20 protein-coding genes are annotated in these 20,826 nt (G+C 70.3%); 4 read left to right on the top strand and 16 right to left on the bottom strand.

The genetic code is table 11. From position 1 onward, the window contains the following. Nucleotides 1-3: 3 nt before the first annotated feature. The gene (locus AB0M82_RS21855) at nucleotides 4-1,443 is read right to left on the bottom strand and encodes a hypothetical protein (protein ID WP_364724566.1); all 1,440 of its coding nucleotides are present in this window, start codon (nucleotides 1,441-1,443) and stop codon (nucleotides 4-6) included. Next, nucleotides 1,440-3,146 carry a hypothetical protein gene (locus AB0M82_RS21850; protein ID WP_364724563.1) on the bottom strand — a complete coding sequence of 569 codons (1,707 nt, stop codon included), beginning with the start codon at nucleotides 3,144-3,146 and terminating at the stop codon, nucleotides 1,440-1,442. The genes AB0M82_RS21855 and AB0M82_RS21850 overlap by 4 nt, the downstream gene beginning before the upstream one ends. A 278-nt stretch (nucleotides 3,147-3,424) precedes the next feature. Here AB0M82_RS21850 and AB0M82_RS21845 point away from each other — a divergent pair, with 278 nt between their 5' ends. Further along, nucleotides 3,425-5,311 (top strand): DUF6541 family protein, encoded by a 1,887-nt coding sequence (locus AB0M82_RS21845; RefSeq protein WP_364724560.1) that lies wholly within the window; start codon nucleotides 3,425-3,427, stop codon nucleotides 5,309-5,311. A gap of 95 nt (nucleotides 5,312-5,406) precedes the next feature. On the opposite strand, the gene AB0M82_RS21840 is transcribed toward AB0M82_RS21845, so the two are convergent. The 7 genes from AB0M82_RS21840 to AB0M82_RS21810 are packed head-to-tail and all read right to left on the bottom strand — an operon-like array spanning nucleotide 5,407 to nucleotide 11,799. Continuing rightward, complete coding sequence (locus AB0M82_RS21840) at nucleotides 5,407-6,378, bottom strand: lysylphosphatidylglycerol synthase transmembrane domain-containing protein (protein ID WP_364724557.1); 972 nt, start codon at nucleotides 6,376-6,378, stop codon at nucleotides 5,407-5,409. 12 nt (nucleotides 6,379-6,390) lie between these two features. Then, a complete protein-coding gene (locus tag AB0M82_RS21835; protein ID WP_364724554.1) occupies nucleotides 6,391-7,635 on the bottom strand; it encodes an acyl-CoA reductase in 1,245 nt (414 codons plus the stop codon). Then, complete coding sequence (locus AB0M82_RS21830; RefSeq protein WP_364724551.1) at nucleotides 7,632-8,684, bottom strand: acyl-protein synthetase; 1,053 nt, start codon at nucleotides 8,682-8,684, stop codon at nucleotides 7,632-7,634. Before AB0M82_RS21830 ends, AB0M82_RS21835 begins: the two co-directional genes overlap by 4 nt. Then, complete coding sequence (locus tag AB0M82_RS21825; protein WP_364724550.1) at nucleotides 8,681-10,075, bottom strand: AMP-binding protein; 1,395 nt, start codon at nucleotides 10,073-10,075, stop codon at nucleotides 8,681-8,683. The genes AB0M82_RS21830 and AB0M82_RS21825 overlap by 4 nt, the downstream gene beginning before the upstream one ends. Next, the gene (locus tag AB0M82_RS21820; protein WP_364724549.1) at nucleotides 10,072-10,803 is read right to left on the bottom strand and encodes a glucose 1-dehydrogenase; all 732 of its coding nucleotides are present in this window, start codon (nucleotides 10,801-10,803) and stop codon (nucleotides 10,072-10,074) included. The genes AB0M82_RS21825 and AB0M82_RS21820 overlap by 4 nt, the downstream gene beginning before the upstream one ends. Continuing rightward, a complete protein-coding gene (locus AB0M82_RS21815) occupies nucleotides 10,796-11,065 on the bottom strand; it encodes an acyl carrier protein (protein WP_364724546.1) in 270 nt (89 codons plus the stop codon). Before AB0M82_RS21815 ends, AB0M82_RS21820 begins: the two co-directional genes overlap by 8 nt. Nucleotides 11,066-11,079: 14 nt before the next feature. Further along, complete coding sequence (locus tag AB0M82_RS21810) at nucleotides 11,080-11,799, bottom strand: UDP-N-acetylglucosamine acyltransferase (RefSeq protein ID WP_364724543.1); 720 nt, start codon at nucleotides 11,797-11,799, stop codon at nucleotides 11,080-11,082. 149 nt (nucleotides 11,800-11,948) lie between these two features. Here AB0M82_RS21810 and AB0M82_RS21805 point away from each other — a divergent pair, with 149 nt between their 5' ends. Together AB0M82_RS21805 and AB0M82_RS21800 are read left to right on the top strand one after the other, a co-directional pair. After that, nucleotides 11,949-13,055 carry a DegT/DnrJ/EryC1/StrS family aminotransferase gene (locus AB0M82_RS21805; RefSeq protein WP_364724541.1) on the top strand — a complete coding sequence of 369 codons (1,107 nt, stop codon included), beginning with the start codon at nucleotides 11,949-11,951 and terminating at the stop codon, nucleotides 13,053-13,055. Next, on the top strand, nucleotides 13,052-14,008 hold the full coding sequence (locus AB0M82_RS21800) for a Gfo/Idh/MocA family oxidoreductase (protein WP_364724538.1): 957 nt from the start codon (nucleotides 13,052-13,054) through the stop codon (nucleotides 14,006-14,008). The genes AB0M82_RS21805 and AB0M82_RS21800 overlap by 4 nt, the downstream gene beginning before the upstream one ends. Nucleotides 14,009-14,026: 18 nt before the next feature. Here AB0M82_RS21800 and AB0M82_RS21795 read toward each other — a convergent pair whose 3' ends face one another. Both AB0M82_RS21795 and AB0M82_RS21790 read right to left on the bottom strand, forming a co-directional pair. Next, nucleotides 14,027-14,755 carry a hypothetical protein gene (locus AB0M82_RS21795; RefSeq protein ID WP_364724535.1) on the bottom strand — a complete coding sequence of 243 codons (729 nt, stop codon included), beginning with the start codon at nucleotides 14,753-14,755 and terminating at the stop codon, nucleotides 14,027-14,029. Beyond that, entirely contained in the window at nucleotides 14,752-15,261 is a 510-nt protein-coding gene (locus AB0M82_RS21790) for a SigE family RNA polymerase sigma factor (RefSeq protein WP_364724532.1), read from the bottom strand. Before AB0M82_RS21790 ends, AB0M82_RS21795 begins: the two co-directional genes overlap by 4 nt. 142 nt (nucleotides 15,262-15,403) lie before the next feature. Between AB0M82_RS21790 and AB0M82_RS21785 the strand changes: the two genes are divergently transcribed. Then, the gene (locus AB0M82_RS21785; protein WP_364724530.1) at nucleotides 15,404-16,006 is read left to right on the top strand and encodes a hypothetical protein; all 603 of its coding nucleotides are present in this window, start codon (nucleotides 15,404-15,406) and stop codon (nucleotides 16,004-16,006) included. Between the two features lie 165 nt (nucleotides 16,007-16,171). Here AB0M82_RS21785 and AB0M82_RS21780 read toward each other — a convergent pair whose 3' ends face one another. The 5 genes from AB0M82_RS21780 to AB0M82_RS21760 form a co-directional block, all read right to left on the bottom strand. Further along, nucleotides 16,172-16,744: a Uma2 family endonuclease gene (locus AB0M82_RS21780; protein WP_364724528.1), complete on the bottom strand. Its 573-nt coding sequence runs from the start codon at nucleotides 16,742-16,744 to the stop codon at nucleotides 16,172-16,174. 123 nt (nucleotides 16,745-16,867) lie between these two features. Next, on the bottom strand, nucleotides 16,868-17,497 hold the full coding sequence (locus AB0M82_RS21775; RefSeq protein ID WP_364724525.1) for an acyltransferase: 630 nt from the start codon (nucleotides 17,495-17,497) through the stop codon (nucleotides 16,868-16,870). Then, complete coding sequence (locus AB0M82_RS21770) at nucleotides 17,484-18,680, bottom strand: glycosyltransferase family 4 protein (RefSeq protein WP_364724523.1); 1,197 nt, start codon at nucleotides 18,678-18,680, stop codon at nucleotides 17,484-17,486. The genes AB0M82_RS21775 and AB0M82_RS21770 overlap by 14 nt, the downstream gene beginning before the upstream one ends. 32 nt (nucleotides 18,681-18,712) lie before the next feature. Further along, a complete protein-coding gene (locus AB0M82_RS21765) occupies nucleotides 18,713-19,642 on the bottom strand; it encodes an NAD-dependent epimerase/dehydratase family protein (protein ID WP_364724521.1) in 930 nt (309 codons plus the stop codon). Nucleotides 19,643-19,665: 23 nt separating this feature from the next. Beyond that, on the bottom strand, nucleotides 19,666-20,799 hold the full coding sequence (locus AB0M82_RS21760; protein ID WP_364724518.1) for a DegT/DnrJ/EryC1/StrS family aminotransferase: 1,134 nt from the start codon (nucleotides 20,797-20,799) through the stop codon (nucleotides 19,666-19,668). Nucleotides 20,800-20,826: the final 27 nt, after the last annotated feature.

Below are 20,826 nucleotides of genomic sequence, written 5' to 3'. Positions count from 1 at the left end.
AGGTTACGGGACCGTAGGTTCGGGCCGCCGGTTCAGCGGGGAAGAACACAAAACGAGGGCCAGCAGGATCGTGAACAGCGCGACGGACTGGTGCTTGATGCCCTCGATGCCGTCGCCGAGAGCCGCCGTGCCGAACTGCGTCAGCGAGACGGCAAGCAGGAACGCCAGCACCACGCCCAGGGCGCCACGACGCTGCGTCCAGGCCCTGACCAGCACGAACAGCCAGATCGGGACCAGCGCGAACAGGCCGAGCGGGCTGATCAGGCCGGTCAGCCACGACACCACCGGCACCCGGTGCTCCTGCGCGTGCGGCGGGAACCCGGCGTCCTGGTCGAAGCTGCCGAGGTAGCCGGGACGCGCGGCGAGCTGGTCGGTCGCGGCCCGGTTCAGCACCTCGAGGGTCCGGCCGGGGTGGGTCGCGAAGTACGTGACGACGTTCCGGCGGCTCACCCGATCGCGGAACCGCGGGTACAGCGGATCCATGGTGGCCGGGTGCGGGTGCCACCAGCCGTTGCCCGCGTACTGCGCGAACGACGGCGGCAGCCCGAGGTCGGCGAGGTCGGCCTGGGTGTCGTGCCGTCCGTCGACGATGTTCAGGAAGATCGAGTTGAACATGTTGATCTCGCGCGAGTCGTCGCCCGGCCGGGCGGCGAGCGTGCCGTCGGGGGCGACCGCCGGTTCGACGCTCTGCTGCGCGTAGAGCGTGACGGCGCCGAGCGCGCCGATGACCAGCACCGGGGCCACCCACCGCCGTGCGCCGCGGAGCGTGCCCGGCCGGACCAGGAGCACCGCGAGCGCGAGGATCGGCAGGATGATGAGCGTCTGGACCTTGGCGTTGACCGCCAGGACCCCGCCCGCGAACGTCACCGCCATGCCCACGTGGCTCCACCGGTCCTCGCGGGCGGTCAGCAGCAGGCCACCGGCCACCAGCAGCAGACCGAGGAAGGCCGCGCCTTCGCCGAGCACCGCGGCGAAATACCCGAAGAACGCCGAGTCGGCGACGACCAGCAGGAGCCCGGCCGCCACGACCAGCCGGGCCCGGCGACGGCACGGCAGCCCGAGCACGATCGCGGCGATCGCCGCCGCGGCGACGACACTGCTCAGCAGGCCCAGCACGACCAGGCTCAGCGTCGCGGGGAAGCCGATCAGCCCGCTGATCCGGACGGCCAGGTCCGCGAGCCAGCTCTGCGTGAGCAGGTACGTCGGCCGGCACGGCGCCGCGCCGGGCGCGGCGGTGTAGGCGAGGTGGACGAACGGCTCGGGTCCGCCGTGCCACGTGATCCCCGCGCCGCACAGCACGCGGGCGCCGTCGCCGTTGTTGGACATCGCGATCGGGCGCGGCACCAGGAACCGCACCACGAACAGGGCGAGCGACGTCCCGAACACCCCGATCCCGAGCAGCGCCTCGGCGTTCCGCTGCCGTTTCGGGGCCTCGAGCTTCACGAAGGACAGGGTACGTAGCGGAAGTCCTGGCCCTTGTCGAGGTCGGCGACCACGGACTTCGCCTGCTCCGCGCGCGGGTAGACGGCGACCCAGTACGGCGTGCCCACGCGACGGAACGTGGCGACCTCGTACTGACCCGCGTAGACCGGGTCGATGGCGCAGTGCTGGCGGTCGGCGTAGCCGCCGTCGGGCACGGCGACGGTCGGGCGGCGGCCGTTGACGACGTAGTCGAAGTCGGTCGAGACCCCGCCTTCGTGGCGCCCTTCGCGGGCGATGTGGTCATCGGTGCGGCCGAGGACGTCGAGGATGAGCAGCTGCCCGCCGCGGGCGGCGAGCGCGCCGGGCGCGGCGACACTGACCACCGAACCGGGTGGCAGGTACTCGTCGAGCCAACCGCCGATCTCGGTGAGCTCGGCGCCGTGCGCGCGCCAGTCGCGCACGCGGTCGAGCATCTCGGGGCTGAACACCGAAACGAGCACCGCGATCCCGGCCAGCCCGCAGGCGGTCACCGGGACCAGCCGCGTCCCGGCTGGCCACGCCCTCGGCCGGGGCGACGGCTTCCTCGCGACGTCCACGGTGAGCACGCCGTACGCCGCGACAGACCCGACGGCGAGCAGCGGCGGCACCGCGGCCAGCAGCCGCCACGACGGTCCCGGGTCGCCGCCGACCAGCACCGCGGCGGCGGCGAGCCCGATGACCGTCGCGAACAGCAGCCAGATCAGGGAGCGGGCCTCGGCGGCTGTGGCAACCGGGGCTCCGCCCCGAGCCGGGGGCTCCGCCACCCGGAACCCTGGTGCGGCGCGCCGCAGCAGCAGCGCGACCGCGGCGACCAGGCCGAGCAGCAGGAAGCCCTGGTGCGCCAGGGCGAACCCGGAAAGGTACGGCCAGCCGACGTCGACCTGCGAGCCGAGCGGGCCGACCTTCGCGGCCAGCGGCGCGGGGAGAACGTGCTGGTAGAACGTGATCCGCCAGGCCAGCCGGGGCACCAGGAACACCAGCGCGCCCAGCACGAAGCCCGCGGGCGCCCACCAGCTGTGCCGCTTCTTCACCGCGGCGCCGACCAGCCAGAGACCACCCAGCACGGCCACCACGAGTCCCGCCGGGCTGGTCATGACGGCGAAGGCGACGAGCACGCCGGCGACCACCGGGCGGCGGGCCGCGAGGGAATAGCCGACGGCGAGGACGAGGAGCACGAACAGCGGGACCTCGGAGCCGGACGGCCCGTAGACGGCGAGGCCGCCGGCGCTCGCGGTGAGCACGGCGGCGGCGACGCCGAGCGCGGGGCGCGGCTCGGCCCCGTTCGGTGCGGCCGCCGCGGTGATCCGGTTGACCAGGAAGCAGGACAGGAGCACGCAGCCGAGCGCGGAGACGACGCCGAACACCACGGCGGCGGTGCGCACGTCCGCGCCGAAGGCGGCGCGCGGCAGGGCGATCAGCACCAGCCAGAGGAAGTTCGTGTAGCCCTCGACGCGTTCACCGGGGTTGAAGACCGGGCCGTTGCCGTCGGCGATGTTCTGCGCGTAGCGGAACGAGACGAACGCGTCCTCGGTGACGGTGGCGAAGAGCAGCTGGTGGAGCAGGGACAGGCCGAGGGTGAGAGCGAGGACGCAGCCACGCCAGCCGCGGTCGGTGTCGAGACGGCCCCAGGTGAGCACCACGATCGCGGCGAGGAGCAGCCACGCCACCACGACCGTGTAGACCACCCGGCCCCCTCACTTGGTCACCGCGTCCGCCGAGCCCGGCGGGCGACGTCGCCAGGCTATCGATCATCGGCGGCGAGGTGTTTCCTTTTCGCTCCGGCCAGGCGGCCCAAAGACCCTGAAGATCGCTTCGCCGGCGTCAGTCAAGCAGGCAAACGCAGGGGGTAAATATAACCCGATCGGGTGGCGATCTCGACGGTCAGAGTAACGTTGCGGAATTGTCGAGGCGGTTCGCGACCCCGGGGCATCCCACCGATCGGGTTATCGGCTTAGTCTCCACCGTGCTCACCGTCTGCATCGCCATTGTCGTCATCGCCGTGCCAGGCCTGTTGACCGGTCTGGCCGCGGGTTTGCGCGGCTGGGCGCTCGCCGGGCTGACGCCGTTGCTGAGTTACGCGATCGGCGGGCTGACGGGTCCGTGGACCGCGGCGCTGGGTTTGCCGTTCAATGCGCTGACGTACGCCATTTCGACCGTCTTGTTCGCGGTGTGCGCTTTGGGTGTCCGGAAATGGACGGTGCGCCACCGGACCCCCGAACCGGAGGCGGGGCTGTGGGCGCGCCACGGCCATCTGGCGGTGGTGGCGTGCCTGCTGTTCGCGGCGGCGGCCGGCTTCGCCGCGACGCTGCTCGGCCTGGGCCGGATCGGCGCGCTGCCGCAGGGTTTCGACGCGGTGTACCACGGCAACGCGGTCCGCTACATCGCCGAGACCGGCGACGGCGGCCTGTTCGGCACGAGCCACGTGAACTGGTACGGCGACGCGGCGCCGGTGTTCTACCCGAACGCGTACCACCTGCTGGCGGCGGTGACCTACCGGCTCAGCGGGGCGTCGATCCCGGAGACGCTGGACGCGAACACCCTCCTGCTGCCGGCTTTGCTGGCGTTGTCGCTGGTGACGCTGGTGCGGGAGTTCCGGGGCCGCGCGGTGCTGGCGGGCGCGGTGGCGCTGACGGCGGTGGCGCCGGTGATGGGCGTGTACGAGTCGATGGACCGCGGGCCGCTGCTGCCGTTCGCGCTCGGGGTGACGCTGACGCCGCTGACGGCGGTGGCGCTGCGCCGGTACCTGGAGCGGGTCGCGCCGGACACGGGGTTCGTCCTGCTGCTGACGGCGGTCGGGTTGCTGTGCGTCCACTCGTCGACGTTGTTCGGCGGGATCCTGTTCGCCGGGCCGCTGCTGGTGCAGCGCTGGCTCGCGGGGTGGCGCCGGATCGGCCCGGACCTGCTGGCTCTGCTGCCGGTCGCGGTGGCGTCACTGCTGGTGGCGTGGCTGCAGCTGTCCGGCGCGCTCGGACTGGCGACGGGCGCCGTGCCGTACTACGGGTGGCCGATCGAGTACCGTGCGTCGACGGCGCTGGGAGCGCTGCTGGGGTTCCAGCACGCCGAGCCGCATCCGCAGGTGTGGCTCTCGGTGGCGTTGTTCCTGGGGATCGTGTTCTTCGCGCGAGCGGACGCGTTGCGCTGGATCGGCCTCACGGCGGCGGTGACCGGCCTGGCGTACATCGCGGTGGCGTCGTCGAACGAGCCGATCGTCATGGCGCTGTCCCGGCCGTGGTGGGACGACCCGTACCGGTTCTTCTCGATGGCGGCGATCCCGCTGTGCGTCCTGGCGGCCCACGGGCTGGCGGAGACGCAGGCTTGGCTGCGCGACCGGCTGCCGTCCCGGGTCCCCGCCGTGGCCGTGGCGGTGGTGGTGCTGGCCGGGTTCGTGGCGCTGAGCAACGGGCTGTACTTCCGCTCCAACGGCGCCCGGGTGTTCACGGGCTACCAGGCGTCGGACCCCTCGAACCTGCGCGTGACGCCCGGCGAGGTCTCGGCGATGGAGGAACTGGGCGAACTGGCGAAACCGGGCGATTGGGCGATGAACGACCGCTTCGACGGGACGGCCTGGACGTACGCTTTGTCGGGCGTCCGGACGGTGGCCGGACATTTCGACGAGACATTTCCGCCCACGGACGCGCTGGTGCTGGCGGGCCGGTTTCGGGACTACGAAACGGACCCTTCGGTGCGCGCGGCGGTTCAGCGGTTGAACATCCATTGGGTGATCCTGGGGAAGCCTTCGACGGAACCGGGAAAGCCCTATCAACCGGGACTGATCGGGTTGGCCGGGCAGCCGTTCCTGCGGGAGGCTTATCACAACCCGGATGCGGTTATTTATCGCTTGTTACCGTGAGTTCCGGGTTGGTTTTTCCCTCTTTTCCGCCCCGGTGATCACGCACACCCCGAGGTTGTCCACAGGCTCTACGCACATGTGGACAACCTCTTCTTTCAGCGACCCACCGGGCGAGTCGAGCGGGCCGCGACCGCCGCCAAGCTCGCCGTCAGGAGGTCGGCCAGGGTGAACATCACCCGGGAGGCCACCGCGAACGCCGTCGCCTGGCCCACCGTCAGGCCGCTGGCCGTCAGGACCGCCACCTGAGCCACCTCGCGGACACCGACCCCGCTCGGGAGGATGAACGCGAACGTGCCCACCGTCATCGCCACCGCCATCGCGCCCACACAGAGCACGAAGCCGCTGAAGCCGGGAGCGCCGACCGAATTCGCCAACAGCCACAGGTGGACGCCCTGCAGGCACCATGCCGCCGTCGAAGCTCCGAAGACCTTGCCGACCACTCGCCAGCCCAGGGGGTGCTCCAGCGGCGGACGGCGCAGCACGCGCAGCACCAGCGACGTGCCCCACGTCAGGATCTTCGGGTGCAGCATCGCCAGGCCGACCGGGATCAGCACGAACAGCCACAGCGCGCGCGGGCTGTTGCTGAACACCGCCGGCGCCGCCAGCAGGGACACCACCAGCGCGGACACCACGCCAACGCCGAGCTGGATCAGCGAACCCGTGAAAATCCGGGCCCGGGCCAGGCCCGCCTTGCGGCCCAGCTCCATCTGCAGCAGGTACGCCCAGACCGAGCCCGGCACGTACTTGCCGAGCGAGCCGACCAGGCAGATCTGCGCGCCGCGGGCGTAGCCGATCGGCTTGCCCAGGTCGTCGACAATCGCCTGCCAGCCCCAGGTGGAGACCATGATCGCCGCGACAAGGGCGAGCAGGCTCAGCAGCGACGACTGCCACGCCACGTCACGCAGGGTGTGCCAGAACTCGCCCCAGTTCGAGGCGAGCTGCTTCGCCGCGAAGCCGATGACCAGCAGGATCGCGACCCACCGGACGACGTCGAGCACCTTCGCCTTGGTGGACTTCGGCTGCTTTCGGGCAGCCGGCAAGCCCTCCGGCGACTCAACTGTCGTCATCGACGCATCTCCTCAGGCCTGGACCGTCACCAGGCGGCTGAACTCGGAGAGCAGATCGTAACCGTCCCACACCGCGGAGAACGTCAGGGCCGAACCGAACGGCACGATCCGGTCGACGCCGCGGCCCGCCAGCTCGTGCGCGAACGCCGTCAGCTCCTCGGCGGTGAACCCGAACTGGCTGACCGTCTGGTCCTTCCGGAGAACGATCGGGACCAGCGCGGACAGCGACGCGACCCGCGCGTTCGCGAACGTGCCGGCGCCGAGCCACTCGCGTGGCAGCACCGCCGGGTCGGCCAGCTCCAGGGTGGCCAGGCCGTTGCCCTGGAAGTCGATCTCCTTGACCAGCCCGTCGGCCGCCGCGCCGTACGCCGAAACGCGCTTCTGGACCGCCATCGCCGGCTCCGTGACGTGCTGTTTCGCCGTCAGCACCGCCGACAGCAGCGTCCGGAACTCCTGCCCCGCCGCCCGCGCGCCGGACTCGTCGCCGACCCAGAACACCGCGCGCGGTGACGAGCAGGCGGCCTGGTCGAACCAGTACGAGTCGTTGTAGAAGCCCTCGGCGGCCGCGCGGCGCTCCGCTTCGGACGCGCGCTGCCAGCCCGCCACCGAGGCGACGGCGAACGACGAGCGGTCCGGGAACGTCAGGTCACGCGCGTGCGGGGCCAGCGGGTACCGGCGCAACGCCGCCACCGAGCCGTCGCCGCCCCAGATGACGCGCAGGTCGGCGGCCAGCGACAGGGCGCCGCTCACCTCGTCGCTGCGGTCGTAGGTGACCATGCGCTGCGTGGCGGTGATCGCCGCCGCCGTGTCGGGGTCGACCTCGGACAGGGCCGCGTTCAGCGCCTCCAGCACCGCCTCCGCGGCCCCGGCCGAACGCGACGACACCCGCACGACGTTGTGGTTGCCGGCCAGCGCGGACAGCGCCCACGAGTAGACGAAGATCGTGTCGACGTTCGCCGGCGGCACGTGGAACACCAGCCCGCGCGGGAACCGCAGCGCGCCACCGGTGGTGTCCAAAGTAGACAGCGCCTTGGCGATCTCGCCCTTGCGCAGGAAGAAGCCGAGCGACGCCAGCTCCGGGAACCGGCGTGCGGTGGCCGGGGCCAGCAGCTTGCGGGCGAACTTCGTGACGAACTCGACGATCCGCGGGTCGCCGACGCGCAGCCGGCCGCCCGGGGGTTCGGCGCGCAGCTGGTCGACCAGCTCGCCGACCTCGAGCGGGCCGGCAGCGGGAAAGCGCTGGGTCAAGGTGGTCATGCCGCCGCTCCCGAGAAGGTGTCGGAGCAGCCGCGCGCCTCGGCCTTCGGCAGCCTGCCCAGCACGGAGAAGTGCTTGCCCGGCCAGTCGCCGTCGTCGATCCCGTTGTACACGCCGAGGTCTTCGGTGAGGAGCACGTGCCCGGGGTACGACCGCGGCAGCGTCGAGACGACCTCGATCACGCCCGGCTCGCCGACCGGCTGCTCCGCCCAGGTCTCCGGGTTCCGGATCACGACGTCGGCGAAGTCCGGGCAGTACAGCGAATTCCCGGACGGGCCCTCGAGGAACACGGTGCCGATCTGCTCGATCATCCCGTAGTAGTTGTGGATCCGGGTGAGGCCGGTGTCGGCGGCGAACCGCTTCCGGAACTCGGTGTTGTCCACCGCGCGGTCGATCAGCTTCTTCCACCCACCGCTGTGGACGAGGATGCCGTTCGACAGGTCGAGCCCGTGGTCGCGCGCGACCTCGTAGAGGTACAGCCAGACCATGAAGGTGAAGCCGAAGATCAGGAACGGCTTGTCGCCGTACTCGGCCAGGAACTTCTTGACCGCTTCGACGTCCGGTTTGTCGTTCTCGTCGAGCACGTACGTGTGCTTGCGGCCGAAGTTCGCCATGCCCAGCACGCCCGCGCCGCGCGCGGAGAACGACCGGCGGTTCTTGATGATGCCGATGGTGTCGACCATCAGCATGGGCAGCCGCTCGCCGCCGAGGACCTCCTGCAGCGTCGCGCCCAGCTGCTTGGTCTGCGCGCCCGCCGCCTCCTTGTCGAGGTAGATCCGCGACGCGCCGGCGCCGGTGGTGCCGGACGAGGTGAGGGTCTTGAACACCTCGCTGTCCGGGACGGACTTCAGGTCGTGCGTCTTGAACATCCGCACCGGCAGCCACGGGAGGTCGGCGATCGTGCCGAACGTGGCGTCCGGCGCGATTCCCAGCGACGACAGGATCCGGCCGTAGCCCTCGGAGTTCGCTCGATGGTGGGAAGTCAGTGCGGCCAGCTCGGGCAGCAACAGGGCTTCCCGGTCGGCCTGCGACCGAGTGAACACACTCATACCCGCGCCTCCAAGGACCGGTAGTCGATCTTGCCGCTGGCCAGCAGCGGCACGGTGTCGATCGGGCGGACGTCGAAGCCGCTGGAGTGCAGGTGCAGCCGCTCGGACAGCGCCCGCGACGCGTCCTTGCAGATGCCGGAGTCAGCACCCTCGGCGAACAGCACCACCTTGTCGCCGGCGGGCACCGCCGCCACCACGTCGATCCCCACCGCCGCCACGCGGACGGCCTGCTCGAGGTCGTCGAGGCTGACGCGGTTGCCGAACACCTTGCCGATGCGCTTCAGCCGCCCGGTGATGAACAGGTACCCGTCCCGGTCGAGGTACCCGAGGTCACCGGTGGCCAGCACACCCCCGTACTCGTCGCCCTTGGCCAGGCCGGACTCGTCGTCGGCATAGCCCATCATCACGTTGGGCCCACGGTAGACGACCTCACCGACAATTTTCGGGTGCGTGGTCTCCGACCCGTCGTCCCGGCGGACGGCGAACGCGCCGCCCGGCAGCGCCGGCCCGGCGGAACCGAGCTTTTCGGCCAGCCGCTCGGCGGGCACCGTCGTCATCCGCGGGGCGGCCTCGGTCTGGCCGTACATGACGTACATCCGGCCGCCGACCGCGCGCATCTTGTCGTTGAACTCGGCGATCAGCTCGTCGCGCAGCTTCCCCCCGGCCTGCGTCAGCGTGCGCAGCGTCGGGTACTTCGCGGGGTCGAACTTGAGCCGCCGCAGCATTTCGTAGTGGTACGGGACACCCGAAAGGGAGGTGACGCCGTAGGTGTTCACCGCGTCCCAGAAGCCGCGGCCGAGCACGCCGGACGGCTCGATCACGATCGTCGCGTCGCGCACCAGGTGCGAGTTCAGCACCGACAGGCCGTAGCTGTAGTGCAGCGGGAGGCAGGTCGGCGCGACCTCGTCGGCGTCGATGCGCAGCACCTGCGCGATGGCGTCGGCGTTGGCCAGGATCGCCTGTCGCGAGAGCCGGACGAGCTTCGGGTTGCCGGTGGACCCGCTGGTCGGGAGCAGGACGGCCAGGTCGGGGTGCGGCTGGACGCCGTCGGCCGAGTCACGGATCCAGTCGTCGCCGCGGGTGGTGTACCCGGCGGGCGCGTCACCCGACGCCGACAGCACGGCCGCCGGGCGGAAGCGCTCGACGAGCCCGGCCAGCACGTCGGCGTCCAGCGCGGGGTCGATCAGCGCGATCGCCCGCCCGGACTCGAACGCGCCGAGGTAGGTCAGCACACTCCGCAGGTCGACCGACATCCGCGCGAACACGACGCCGGCGGGCAGCGCCGCGAGTGTCTCCATCGAGCGGCCGACCTCGGCCGACAGTTCCGCGCCGGCCAGCGTGCGGCCCCCGGCCACGTCCACCAGCCGAGCTCCCGCACCCAGCAACGTCACAGCACCAAGCCTCCGTCGATGCCCAGCACCTGACCGGTGATGAAGGACGCTTCATCACTCACCAGGAACCGGATCGCGTTCGCGACTTCTTCGGGCCGGCCGAGACGCCCGAGCGGCGTCCGGCTCGTGTTTTCGGCCTTCGCGTCCTCGCTCAGGCCCGCCGTGAGATCGGTTTCGATCACGCCCGGCGCGACCGCGTTGACCCGGATGCCGGACCGGCCGAGTTCCTTCGCCGCCGAACGCGCGATGTTCGCCACCGCCGCCTTCGACGCCGCATACACCGTCTGACCAGCGCTTCCGTGCTCGCCGACGATCGACGCGAGCACCACAATCGAGCCGGTCTTCTTGCGCATCATCGCCCGCGCGGCGGCCTGGACCGTGTGCAACGTGCCGGCGACGTTCGTGTTCAGCGTGGTGTCGACGACCTCCGCGCGGATCATCCCGAGGAGCGCGTCCTCCATGATCCCGGCGTTGGCCACGACGATGTCGAGCTTGCCGTGCTCCTTCGCGACGCCCCTGACCAGCGAAGACACCGCCTTCGCGTCGGTGACGTCCAGCGCGAGCCCGGCCGCGGCGCCCGCGGCGGAAGCGGCTTCCTTGGCCCGGGACTCGTCGCGGCCGGTGAGCACCACCGTCGCGCCCGCCTGGACGAGCGCGCGCACGGTGGCCAGGCCGATCCCCCGCGTCCCGCCGGTGACGAGCGCGACGCGACCCGACAAATCAGTCATTCTTCGCCTGCAGCTCGGTGACCATGTCCACGGCGACCTTGAAGCTCGACATGTCGATGACCTGGTCGGTGTCGAACTCGACGTCGAACTCGTCCTCGATGGCCGCGACCAGCGCCATGTGGCCGACCGAGTCCCACGCCTCGAGGTCGCGGTACTTCAGGTTCTCGACGTCCACGTCGCCGTCGAGGTCCAGCGCCTCGATGAAGACCTCGCGCAGCTTGGGGGCTACCGGCCTCGCGGCCTGAGCGTTAGACACAGTCATAGCTCCGATTGTTTCTAGTGTTCCTCGCGCGGGCGGGCGTCCCACGCCTTGACCAAGGTAGAGAGGTCGCCGGGCAGCGTGACGTCCGGGAGCCCCGCCTTGCCCTTCAGCCACGGCCCGAGCGCCTCGACGGTCGCCTCGTCGACACCGCGGCGGGACAGGCCCACCACGTTGACACCGGTGACCCGGGCCGGGTTGCCGACGGCGATGGTGAACGCGCCGATCTCGCGCCGCACCGCCGATCCCATGCCGATCATCGCGCCGGGGCCGATCACGACCTTCTGGTGCAGGATCGCCCCCATGCCGAGGTTCGCGCCGTCCCAGATGTGGCAGTGGCCACCGGTGACGACGTTGGAGGCGACCGTCACACCGTCGCCGACCAGGCAGTCGTGCGCGATGTGGGAGTTGCGCAGGAAGTAGCCGTCGCTGCCGATCGTCGTCGTCCGCCAGGTCCCTTGGTGGACACTCACGTACTCGCGGATCCGGTTGCGGCTGCCGATGACGACGCCGTGGCCGTCGTGATCCGGGTCACCGGCCGGAGCGTCTTCCCAGGCCGCGGGGTGCGGCCGGTGCCGGTCCTCGCCGGGCGTGCCGATCGTCACGTGGGGGCCGATCCAGTTGCCGTCGCCGATCCTGGCCGGCCCGACGAGCACCGTGAACGGTCCGATCACGTTGTCCTCGCCGAGTTCGACGCCTTCGCCGATGACGGCGGTCGGGTGGATGCGGTTGGCCACGGGCGGGTATCCGTTCGTCGGCGGCTGGGTACTGGGCGTGCTACCGCGCCCGGTAACGTGTGGCCCGCGTTCATGCAGGGCGGCCGGGCGCAGAACCGGCGGCTCACTGTACCGGACGCGCCGAAATCGCCTGCCGAGAGAGACTGCCCATGATCCCCATCACCGTGGTCGACGTTCGCGACGCGGAGGACCTCGTCGTCGAGGTGCTGCGCTCGGGCGCCATCGCACAGGGACCGATGGTCAAACGCTTCGAAGACGCCTTCGCGGCAGTCTCCGGGACCAAGCACGCGATCGCGGTCAACAACGGGACGACGGCGCTGGTCGCCGCGCTCCAGGTCCTGGACCTGAAGCCGGGCGACGAGGTCGTCACCTCGCCGTTCACCTTCGTCGCGACGCTGAACGCGATCCTCGAGGCCGGCGCGACCGTCCGGTTCGCCGACATCCGGCGCGACGACTTCGCGATCGATCCCGACGCCGTCGCGAAGGTCGTGACCGACCGCACGAAGGTGCTCATGCCGGTGCACCTCTACGGCCAGACCGCGGACATGGGCAAGCTCGCCCCGCTGGCCGCCGAACACGACCTGCGGGTCATCGAGGACTCGGCGCAGGCCGTCGGCGCGTCGTTCGAGGGCAGGCAGGCCGGCTCGTTCGGCATCGGCTGCTTCTCGCTGTACGCGACGAAGAACATCACCACCGCCGAGGGCGGCGTCATCACGACCGACGACGACGCGCTGGCCGACAAGCTGCGCGTGCTGCGCAACCAGGGCATGCGCGCCCGCTACCAGTACGAGGTCGCCGGCCACAACTACCGGATGACCGACCCGCACGCCGCGGTGGGCATTCCGCAACTGGCCAAGCTCGACCAGCTGACCGCCGCCCGCCAGGCGAACGCGAAGCGGCTGTCGGAAGGCCTCGCGGGCACGCCGGGCCTGGACATCCCGCAGGTCCTGCCGGGCCGCGAGCACGTGTGGCACCAGTACACCGTGCTGGTCGGGCCGCACGCGTTCCTCTCGCGCGACGAGCTGGCCGCGGCGCTGACCGAACGCGGCATCGGCAACGGCATCTACTACCCGAAGATCGTCTTCGACTACGACTGCTACGCCGGGCACGACCTGATCCCGGGCGCTCGCGTCGAGGACTTCCCGGTGGCCGGCGCGGTCTCGCAGCAGGCGCTTTCGCTGCCCGTGCACCCGCACCTGACCGAGTCCGACCTGGACACCATCATCGAGACCGTTCGCGAGGTACTGGGCGCATGACCCATCGGATCGCTGTTGTCGGGACGGGGAACATGGGTTCCCTCCACGCCCGCGTGCTCGCCGGGAACGAACGCGTCGACCTCGTCCGCGTGATCGATCCGCGCGAGGAAGCGGGCAAGGCCGTCGCCGAGCGGTACGAGACGCAGTGGACGCCCGAGATCGGCTCACTGTCCGATGTGGACGCCGTCGTGCTGGCGTCGGCCACCGAGGCGCACTACGACCTGGCGCAGGAGATCCTCGGCCAGGGCAAGCCGATGCTGGTGGAAAAGCCGGTGTGCAACAGCTTCGAGCTGTCGCGGGAGATCGTCGCGCTGTCGGCGAAGAACGACATCCCGCTGATGTGCGGGCTGCTGGAGCGGTACAACCCCGCGGTCATGACCGCCCTGGCGCTGGTCCAGGCGCCGGTGCACCTGATGGCGCGCCGGCACGGCCCGTACGCGCCGCGGATCAAGACCGGCGTCGCGTGGGACCTGCTGGTGCACGACGTCGACCTGGCGATCCAGTTCTTCGGCGGCGCGACGCCGGCGCGCGTGACGTCCGGCGCGGGCTACTTCCACCCGCAGTCGGTCGACGGCGCCGAGGACACCATCGAGACGGTGCTGTCGTTCCCGACCGGCCTGGCCACGGTTTCGGCCTCGCGGCTGGGGCAGCGGAAGGTCCGGTCGCTGATGGTTTCGGAGCTCGACCGGCTGATCGAGATCGACCTGCTGCGCCGCGACGTCACGATCTACCGGCACGTGTCGCACGACTCCGTCACCCCGGACGGCCTCGGCTACCGGCAGCAGACGGTGATCGAAATTCCGGAGCTCGTCACGGCCCGGGAGCCCCTCGCCACACAGCTGGACCGGTTCTGCGACCTGCTGGAGGGCAAGGTCGACGCGGCCACCGAGCGCGACCTGATCCTGCCGTCGCACCACGTCGTCGAGCAGGTCCTCACCCAGGCCGCCGCCTGACTACTTGGACTACTTGGACTACTTGGTGAGCCGCTTCCCGTTGGCGTCGTAGGCGACCAACGGAGTGAGCGCGCCGGAGTCCGGCACGGCGGCGGGGTCGAACCAGAAGAAGACCACGTCCGGGTCCACGCTCCACTTGGCCAGGGTGGCTTCGACGGTCTTGCCGCGCACCGTCGTGGTGATCTTCGCCGCCGGACCGGTGAAGTAGCCGAAGACCGGGATGAGCTGGTCCTGGACGAGTTCGCCGCCGTCGGTGGCGTGGAAGCCGAACGACCGGTCGGAGCCGCGGATCTCGTTGCTGACCAGCAGTGGCCGCAGCGAGGCCCCGGACCGGAGCCCGGCCACCACGCCGAAGTGGACGTCCGGCAGCATCCGCGGTTCGTCGATGGCCCGCGCGAACAAGACGATTTCGCCGGCGCTGGTCCGGATCCCGGTCCCGACGACTTCCCCCATCGGTCGTGCCTCGGGCGGCCCGGTCGACGGTGTGTTCGGTGTCTTCATCGGAGTGACCGAGACGGGCGACGGTTGCTGCGCGACCGGTGCCGGCGCGGGCTGCCGCAGCTGGACGGCGAACGCCACCACCAGCACGACGACGGCCGCGGCGGCGATCCCGGCGGCGCTGGTCACCACGCGGCGTCGACGCCGGATACGCGTGCCGTCGGCCATGATCCTGGCCAGGTCCGGCTCGGCGAACGGCTCGTCGGGCGGTTGCCGGAGGGCCGCGCGGAAGTCGTCGAGATCGTTCATCGCCCGCTCCCTCCGATCAGCGTGTCCCCGGTGTCCGCCTCGACCCGCAGCTTGGCCAGCGCCCGCGAGTTCGTGCTCTTCACGGTACCCAGCGAAACCCCGAGCTCACGGGCCACGTCCGCTTCGGGCAGGTCGAAGAAGTGGCGCAGCACGACGACGGCGCGTTCGCGGTCCGTCAGCGTCTTGAGCACCGCGGTGAGCCACGCGCGCTGGGTGACGGCCTTGTCGACGTCGAGGCGGGCCGGCCGCTCGGGCATCGTCTCGGTGGCGTATTCGCGGATCGGGCGCCGCCAGCCGTCGATGACGTGGTTCACCAGGACGGTCCGGGCGTAGCCGTAGGCGTCCTTGTGCCGGACCCGCGACCAGGCCGCGTACGTGCGGGTGAAGGCCGTCTGGGTGGCGTCCTCGGCCTGGTGGCGGTCGCCGGTGAGCAGGTACGCGGCGTGCGTGAGCCGGGCCGACGACGCGCGGACGAACTCCGCGAACTCGTCGTCGCCGCGCGCCATGCGTCCCCCTTGTTCCTCTCCCCCAGCGACGGCCGGGCTGCGGGAAGGTTGCTTCTCAACCTTTTCGAGCCTACGCCCGTCATGTCCTGCGGACGATCTTGCTCCCCGGCCCGGCCGGGGAGCCGACTGAGGGAGAAAGCCTTTGAAGAAACGTCTCGCCATCGCCGGCACGGTCGCCGTCGCGTGCGGTGCGCTGGTGGTGTCCGGCGTCCTGACCACCGCGAGCGCCGCCTCCGCGCCGGCCGCGCCGGTCGTGGCCGCGTCGCCGTCGCCGCCGCCGACCCGCGTGGCCGCGTCCGAGCACGAGGTGCTGGGCGACGTCATCCCGTCGGGCTTCGGCGACGTCGTCTACTACGGCGTCAAGATGCAGGAGCCGCGGCTCCCGGAGACGACGTTCGGCATCATGGCCGGCGCGCGTGACGCGGCGGGTGGCCTGAAGGACCTGGTCATCACGAACGAGACGGCGGGCTCCGACAAGGCGCCGGGCTTCCACGCGGTGACCAGCGCCCTGACCATCGACGGCCACGACGTGCCGAGCTTCGGTTACTACTACGGCCCGGCCGCGAAGATCACGGGCCGGATCTACGGCACGATCGGGGTGGCGCACCAGGCCCGCTGGAGCGCGGACCCGAACGTGGTCGTGTTCTGGTTCAACCCGAACGGGCCCGACCCGGAGAACCTGACGGCCTACGACGCGGCGGGCAACGAGCTCCCGGCGGGCGACACGGGCGTCGGCCACGGCTGAAACGTTGTGTTACCGATACCCCACGGACGGTGACATGGAGCTAGATTGTCCCCCGTACACACCTTGGGGGGAATCTTCACCGCCGCATGACTGATGATCGTGCCGGGCGGCTCCACGACGGCGGCGTCGACCATGACGTCGACGCCGCCGTCATCCACTTCGAAGTCAGGGCCGCTGAGTGCGAGACGTCAGCGCGTTCAGATCGAACTTGAGCGGCGTGCCGTCGAACTCGACTTCCGCGTGACCCGACCGCTCGCCGAAGTCCTCGTAGACCTCATTGATCAGCCGATAGGTGATCATGCTGGCCGGAGGATCGATGTCGACGATCCAGTAATGTTCGATACCCGCCTCGGCGTACTCGGAGAACTTTGTGACACGGTCGGTCCGTCGGCTCCCCTCCGAAAGCACCTCGATCGCCATCCGAACGGCGCGAGCGTCATAGCGTGGCGGATTCGCCTCGACCAGATCCGTGGCGACAACGATCACGTCAGGAACTCGGACGGTCAGCGGCGTCTCGTCGATGACGATCTCTACTTCTTGCAACGCGCTGTAGCCGGCCGGAAGCTGCTCCTCGAGCCAGTAAGTCAGTCTGTTGATGGCACGCTGATGCAACGACAACGGGCGCGGCGACACAGCGAGAACCCCTTCGACCACCTCGACATGGAACTCCCGCGTTTCCGGGAGTTCGGCCCAGTCGTCGAGGGTCAGAAAGCGATGCGGCCATTCCATGACACTCATCCGCCTTCTCCCCACCGTCAGTTACTGGACGTCATCTTCTCACGTCAGACTGCCGAATTGCCACTGCTCTGAGTAGTCGCCCGATGGGGCTCTCCAGCCCGAAATGTCACACCCGGCGGACAGCTACTCCGAAAAGTCGCCCGACGGGGCGCCCCAGCCGGAAGCTTCGCCGCCGCCGCGTTCCTCGGCGATCGCGCGGCGGCGGGCGTTCTCCGTACGGACCCGGTCCACTTCGGACTGGATGTACTCCTCGTCGTAGCGCTGGAACACCCGGGCCGGGTTGCCGGCCACCAGCGTGCGCGGCGGGACGTCCTTCGCCACCACCGAGTTCGGCTGCACCGTGGCGAAGTCGCCGATCGTCACGCCTGCCATGATCACCACCAGGCCGCCGATGAAACAGCCCTTGCCGATCTTCACCGGCTTGCGCTCGATCAGGTCGCTGCCCGAATGGTTCTGCAGCGTCATGTTCGCGAGCCAGCTGGAGTGCGTGAAGATCAGCGTGTTCAGCCCGATGCTGGTGTGCTCGCCGATCTCCAGGCCGCCGCTCGCGTCGAGCGCCGCGCCTTCGCCGATCCAGCAGTGGTCGCCCATCGTGAGATTCTCGGGGCTGATGATCTTGACGCGTTCGCGCACCCGGCACGTCGAAGGCAGCCCGTAGAACCGAGCCCGCTCGGCGTCGTTCATGTACTGCGAGACGAGCTCGGTCAGGATCTGCGGGCGCAGCCGGTGGCTGCGCTCGTCATCGAAGAACATCGGCTTCCGACACCAGCTTCTCGAACGTCCTCAAATGTTCTTCGGCGACGACGTCGAGGCCGAAGTTCGACCGCACCAGCTCGCTCTCCCGCTGCGCGATCAGCGCCCGCCACTCCGGGTCGTCGAGCAGCTCGATCACCGTGCGGGCCACGGCTTCCGAGTCGTCCGGGCGGACCAGCAGCACGTTCTCGCCGTTGCGCAGCTCGATGCCGGGGTAGTTGTCCTCGGTGACCGACGCGATCGTCGCCGTGCCGGACAGCATCGCCTCCAGCGACGCCGTGCCGCAGCCGCCGTTGAGGTCGTGCGTGACGATGTCCGCCGCCGCGAAGTACGCCGGGACGTCTTCCTTCGGCACCGCGCCGGTGACGACCAGCGCGTCCGAAACACCCAGCTCGGCGGCCCGCTTCAGGAAAGCGTCGTGGTAGACGCGGCCGACGACGACGACCCGGAGCCCGGGGTGCTTGTCCAGGATGGACGGCAGCGCCTCGATCAGCGGCAGCCGGTTCCGCAGCGGGATCACGTGCCCGAGCGAGACGATCAGCGGCGCGTCGCCGATCTCGTGCTCCGCGCGGACGTCCTTCGTGACCGGCTTCGCGAAGTGGCCGGTGTCGACGGCGATCGGGAAGTACTCCGAATTCGCGTCGCTGGTGCCGTAGCGATCGACGCAGTAGTCGACGCCGAGCTTGTCGAGGATGACGTAGCGGGGCTTGAGGTAGCTCAGGATCGGCCGCACGAGCACGGCGTCGAGCAGCCGGAACACGCCGCCGTACAGCTTGTTGTCGCTGATCAGCAGGGTGTGGATGGTGAGCAGCGTCGGGATATGCCGCCGCCGCGCGTAGATCCCGGCCAGCCACGACAGGTCGAAGAACTGGCCGTGGAGGTGGATCGCGTCCGGCTTGAACTCGTCCAGCAGCTTCCACAGCCGCCGCCAGTTGCCCGGCCGCAGCGACGCGAAGCTCATGTCGAAGTCGATCGACAGGCCGATCTGCGGCATCTTCACCGCCGGGACGCGGACGACGCGGTAGCCGTCGCGCTCCTCCTCGGCCGGGGCCTCGTCGTAGGCCGCCGTGATGGCCAGGACCTCGTGCCCGGCCGCCACGAACTGCGCCGCCAGCGACGCCGCCATGTGCGCGCTGCCGCCCACCCGAGGCGGGAAGAAGTTGTTCACCACCGCGATGCGCATCGCACGTCCTCGGGCCGGGCCCGCGGTGGCATTCACTCGGTTTCCTTGACCAGTTCTCGCATACCGTCCTCGACGGTGATCAGCGGCTCCCAGCCCAGCACCTCGCGGGCGCGGCTGATGTCGGCGGCACGCCGCGAGACCAGCACGTCACGCTCGTTGAACAGCGGCTCGACGTCGACGCCGACGGCCTCGATGAGGATCTTGGCGAGCGCGGCGATCGACGTGTCGATGCCGGTGCCGATGTTGATCGGCAGGTTCGCCTTCTCCGACTCCAGCGCCGCGACGACGGACCGGGCGAGGTCGGTGACGTGCACGAAGTCCATCGACTGGTCGCCGCGGCCGTCGATGATCGGCGGCCGGCCGGCGCGCAGGCGCTGGATGAAGTGGTTGATCACCGAGGTGTAGTAGGCCTCGATCTTCTGGCCGGGGCCGTACACGTTGAAGAACCGCAGCGCGTTCCAGGACAGGCCCTTGGTGCGCTCGTAGAAGCCGAGCAGGTCCTCGCCCGCGCGCTTCGAGATGCAGTACGGCGTGAGGGGGCGCAGTTCGTCGTCCTCGTGCATCGGCAGCCGCTTCGGGTCGCCGTAGACCGACGCGGTCGAGGCGAACACCAGCCGCTCGACGCCCTCGTCCGCCGCCGCGGCGAACACGTTGTGGTTGCCGATCATGTTGATGTCGATCGACTCGTGCGGGTCGGCGATCGACTTGTTGATCGACACCGTCGCGAAGTGGATGACGTGCGTGCAGCCGCGCATCGCCTCGCGCACCGCGCCGCCGTAGCGGACGTCCTTCTCCACGAGCTCGACCTGGCCGGTGGCGACGAACTCGTTGACGCGGGCCCGGTCGCCGCGCGTCATGTTGTCGAAGACGCGGACCGTGTAGCCACCCTCGATCAGGAGCGGGATCACGTGCGCGGCGATGAACCCGCCGCCGCCGGTGAAGAGCACCTTCTTGTCGGACACCAATTTCTCCTCGGTAGGTGGCTTCAGGACAGGGACTGCACGGCTTCGCGCACCACTTCGCCGACGCGGGCGACTTCGGCGTCGGTCAGGTTGGCGTGCATCGGGATGGCCAGCTGGCGCGCGAACGCGTCGGCCGACACGGGCAGCGGGGCCTGAGGCCCGTAGACCGGCTGGAGGTGCGAGGCGTACGTGCCGAAGTTGCACTGGACGCCTCGCTCACGAATACGCAGCGCGAGGGTGTCGCGGCTGACCTCGGGCGCGACCGTGAGCAGGTAGGCCTGCCACGGGTGCTCGCGGTCGGGCAGCTCGGCCGGCACGGTCAGCGCGTCGACGCCTTCGAACGCCTCGTGGTAGCGCTTCGCGACCGAGCGGCGGGCGGCGAGGAGGTCCGGCAGGCGGTCGAGCTGGACGTTCATGATCGCGGCCTGGACGTCGGACAGCCGGAAGTTGTAGCCGAGCTCGTGGAACTCGGGGATCGGCAGCGCGTTCGAGCCTTCGCGGCTGATCGCCGGCTCGATGCCGTAGGTGTGCAGCTTGCGGGCGTGCGCGATGAGGTCCTCGCGGTCCGAGACCAGCGCGCCGCCTTCGCCGGCGGTGATGCCCTTGCGGCCGTGGAAGGAGAACGCGGCGAGGTCGGCGAGGCTGCCGGCCGGGCGCGTCCGGTAGGTCGCGCCCGCGGCGCACGCGGCGTCCTCGAACAGCCACAGGCCGTGCTTGTCGGCGATCGCGCGGTAGTCGTCGTAGTCACCGGGCTGGCCCGCGACGTCGACGGCGATGATGCCGACCGTTCGCGGCGTGACCAGGGCTTCGACGTGCGCCGCGTCGGCGCTGAAGGTGTCCGGGCGGATGTCGGCGAACACCGGCGTCGCGCCGGCCTGCACGACGGCGTGGCCGGTGGCCGGGAAGGTGTAGTCGCCGACGATGACCTCGTCGCCGGGCCGGACGCCCAGCACCTTGAGGCCCAGGAAGAGCGCCGAGCCGCAGTTGGCGGTGGTCAGCGCGTGCGCGGTGCCCGTGACCTTCGCGAACCGCTCTTCGAAGCGGCGGCACGCCGGGCCGGCACCGGCCAGCCAGCCGGACCGGAAGACTTCGGCGACGGCGGCGAGTTCCTCTTCGCCCACGGTCGGCTGACCTAGGGCAATGCTCTCGGACGGCATACCTCTCCCATTGCGTGGGGACCCGGC

It is taken from the genome of Amycolatopsis sp. NPDC051128, from assembly GCF_040682715.1.
GTDB lineage: Bacteria > Actinomycetota > Actinomycetes > Mycobacteriales > Pseudonocardiaceae > Amycolatopsis.
Note: the sequence above shows the minus strand (reverse complement) of the source record. Positions and strands in the feature narration are given on the sequence as shown.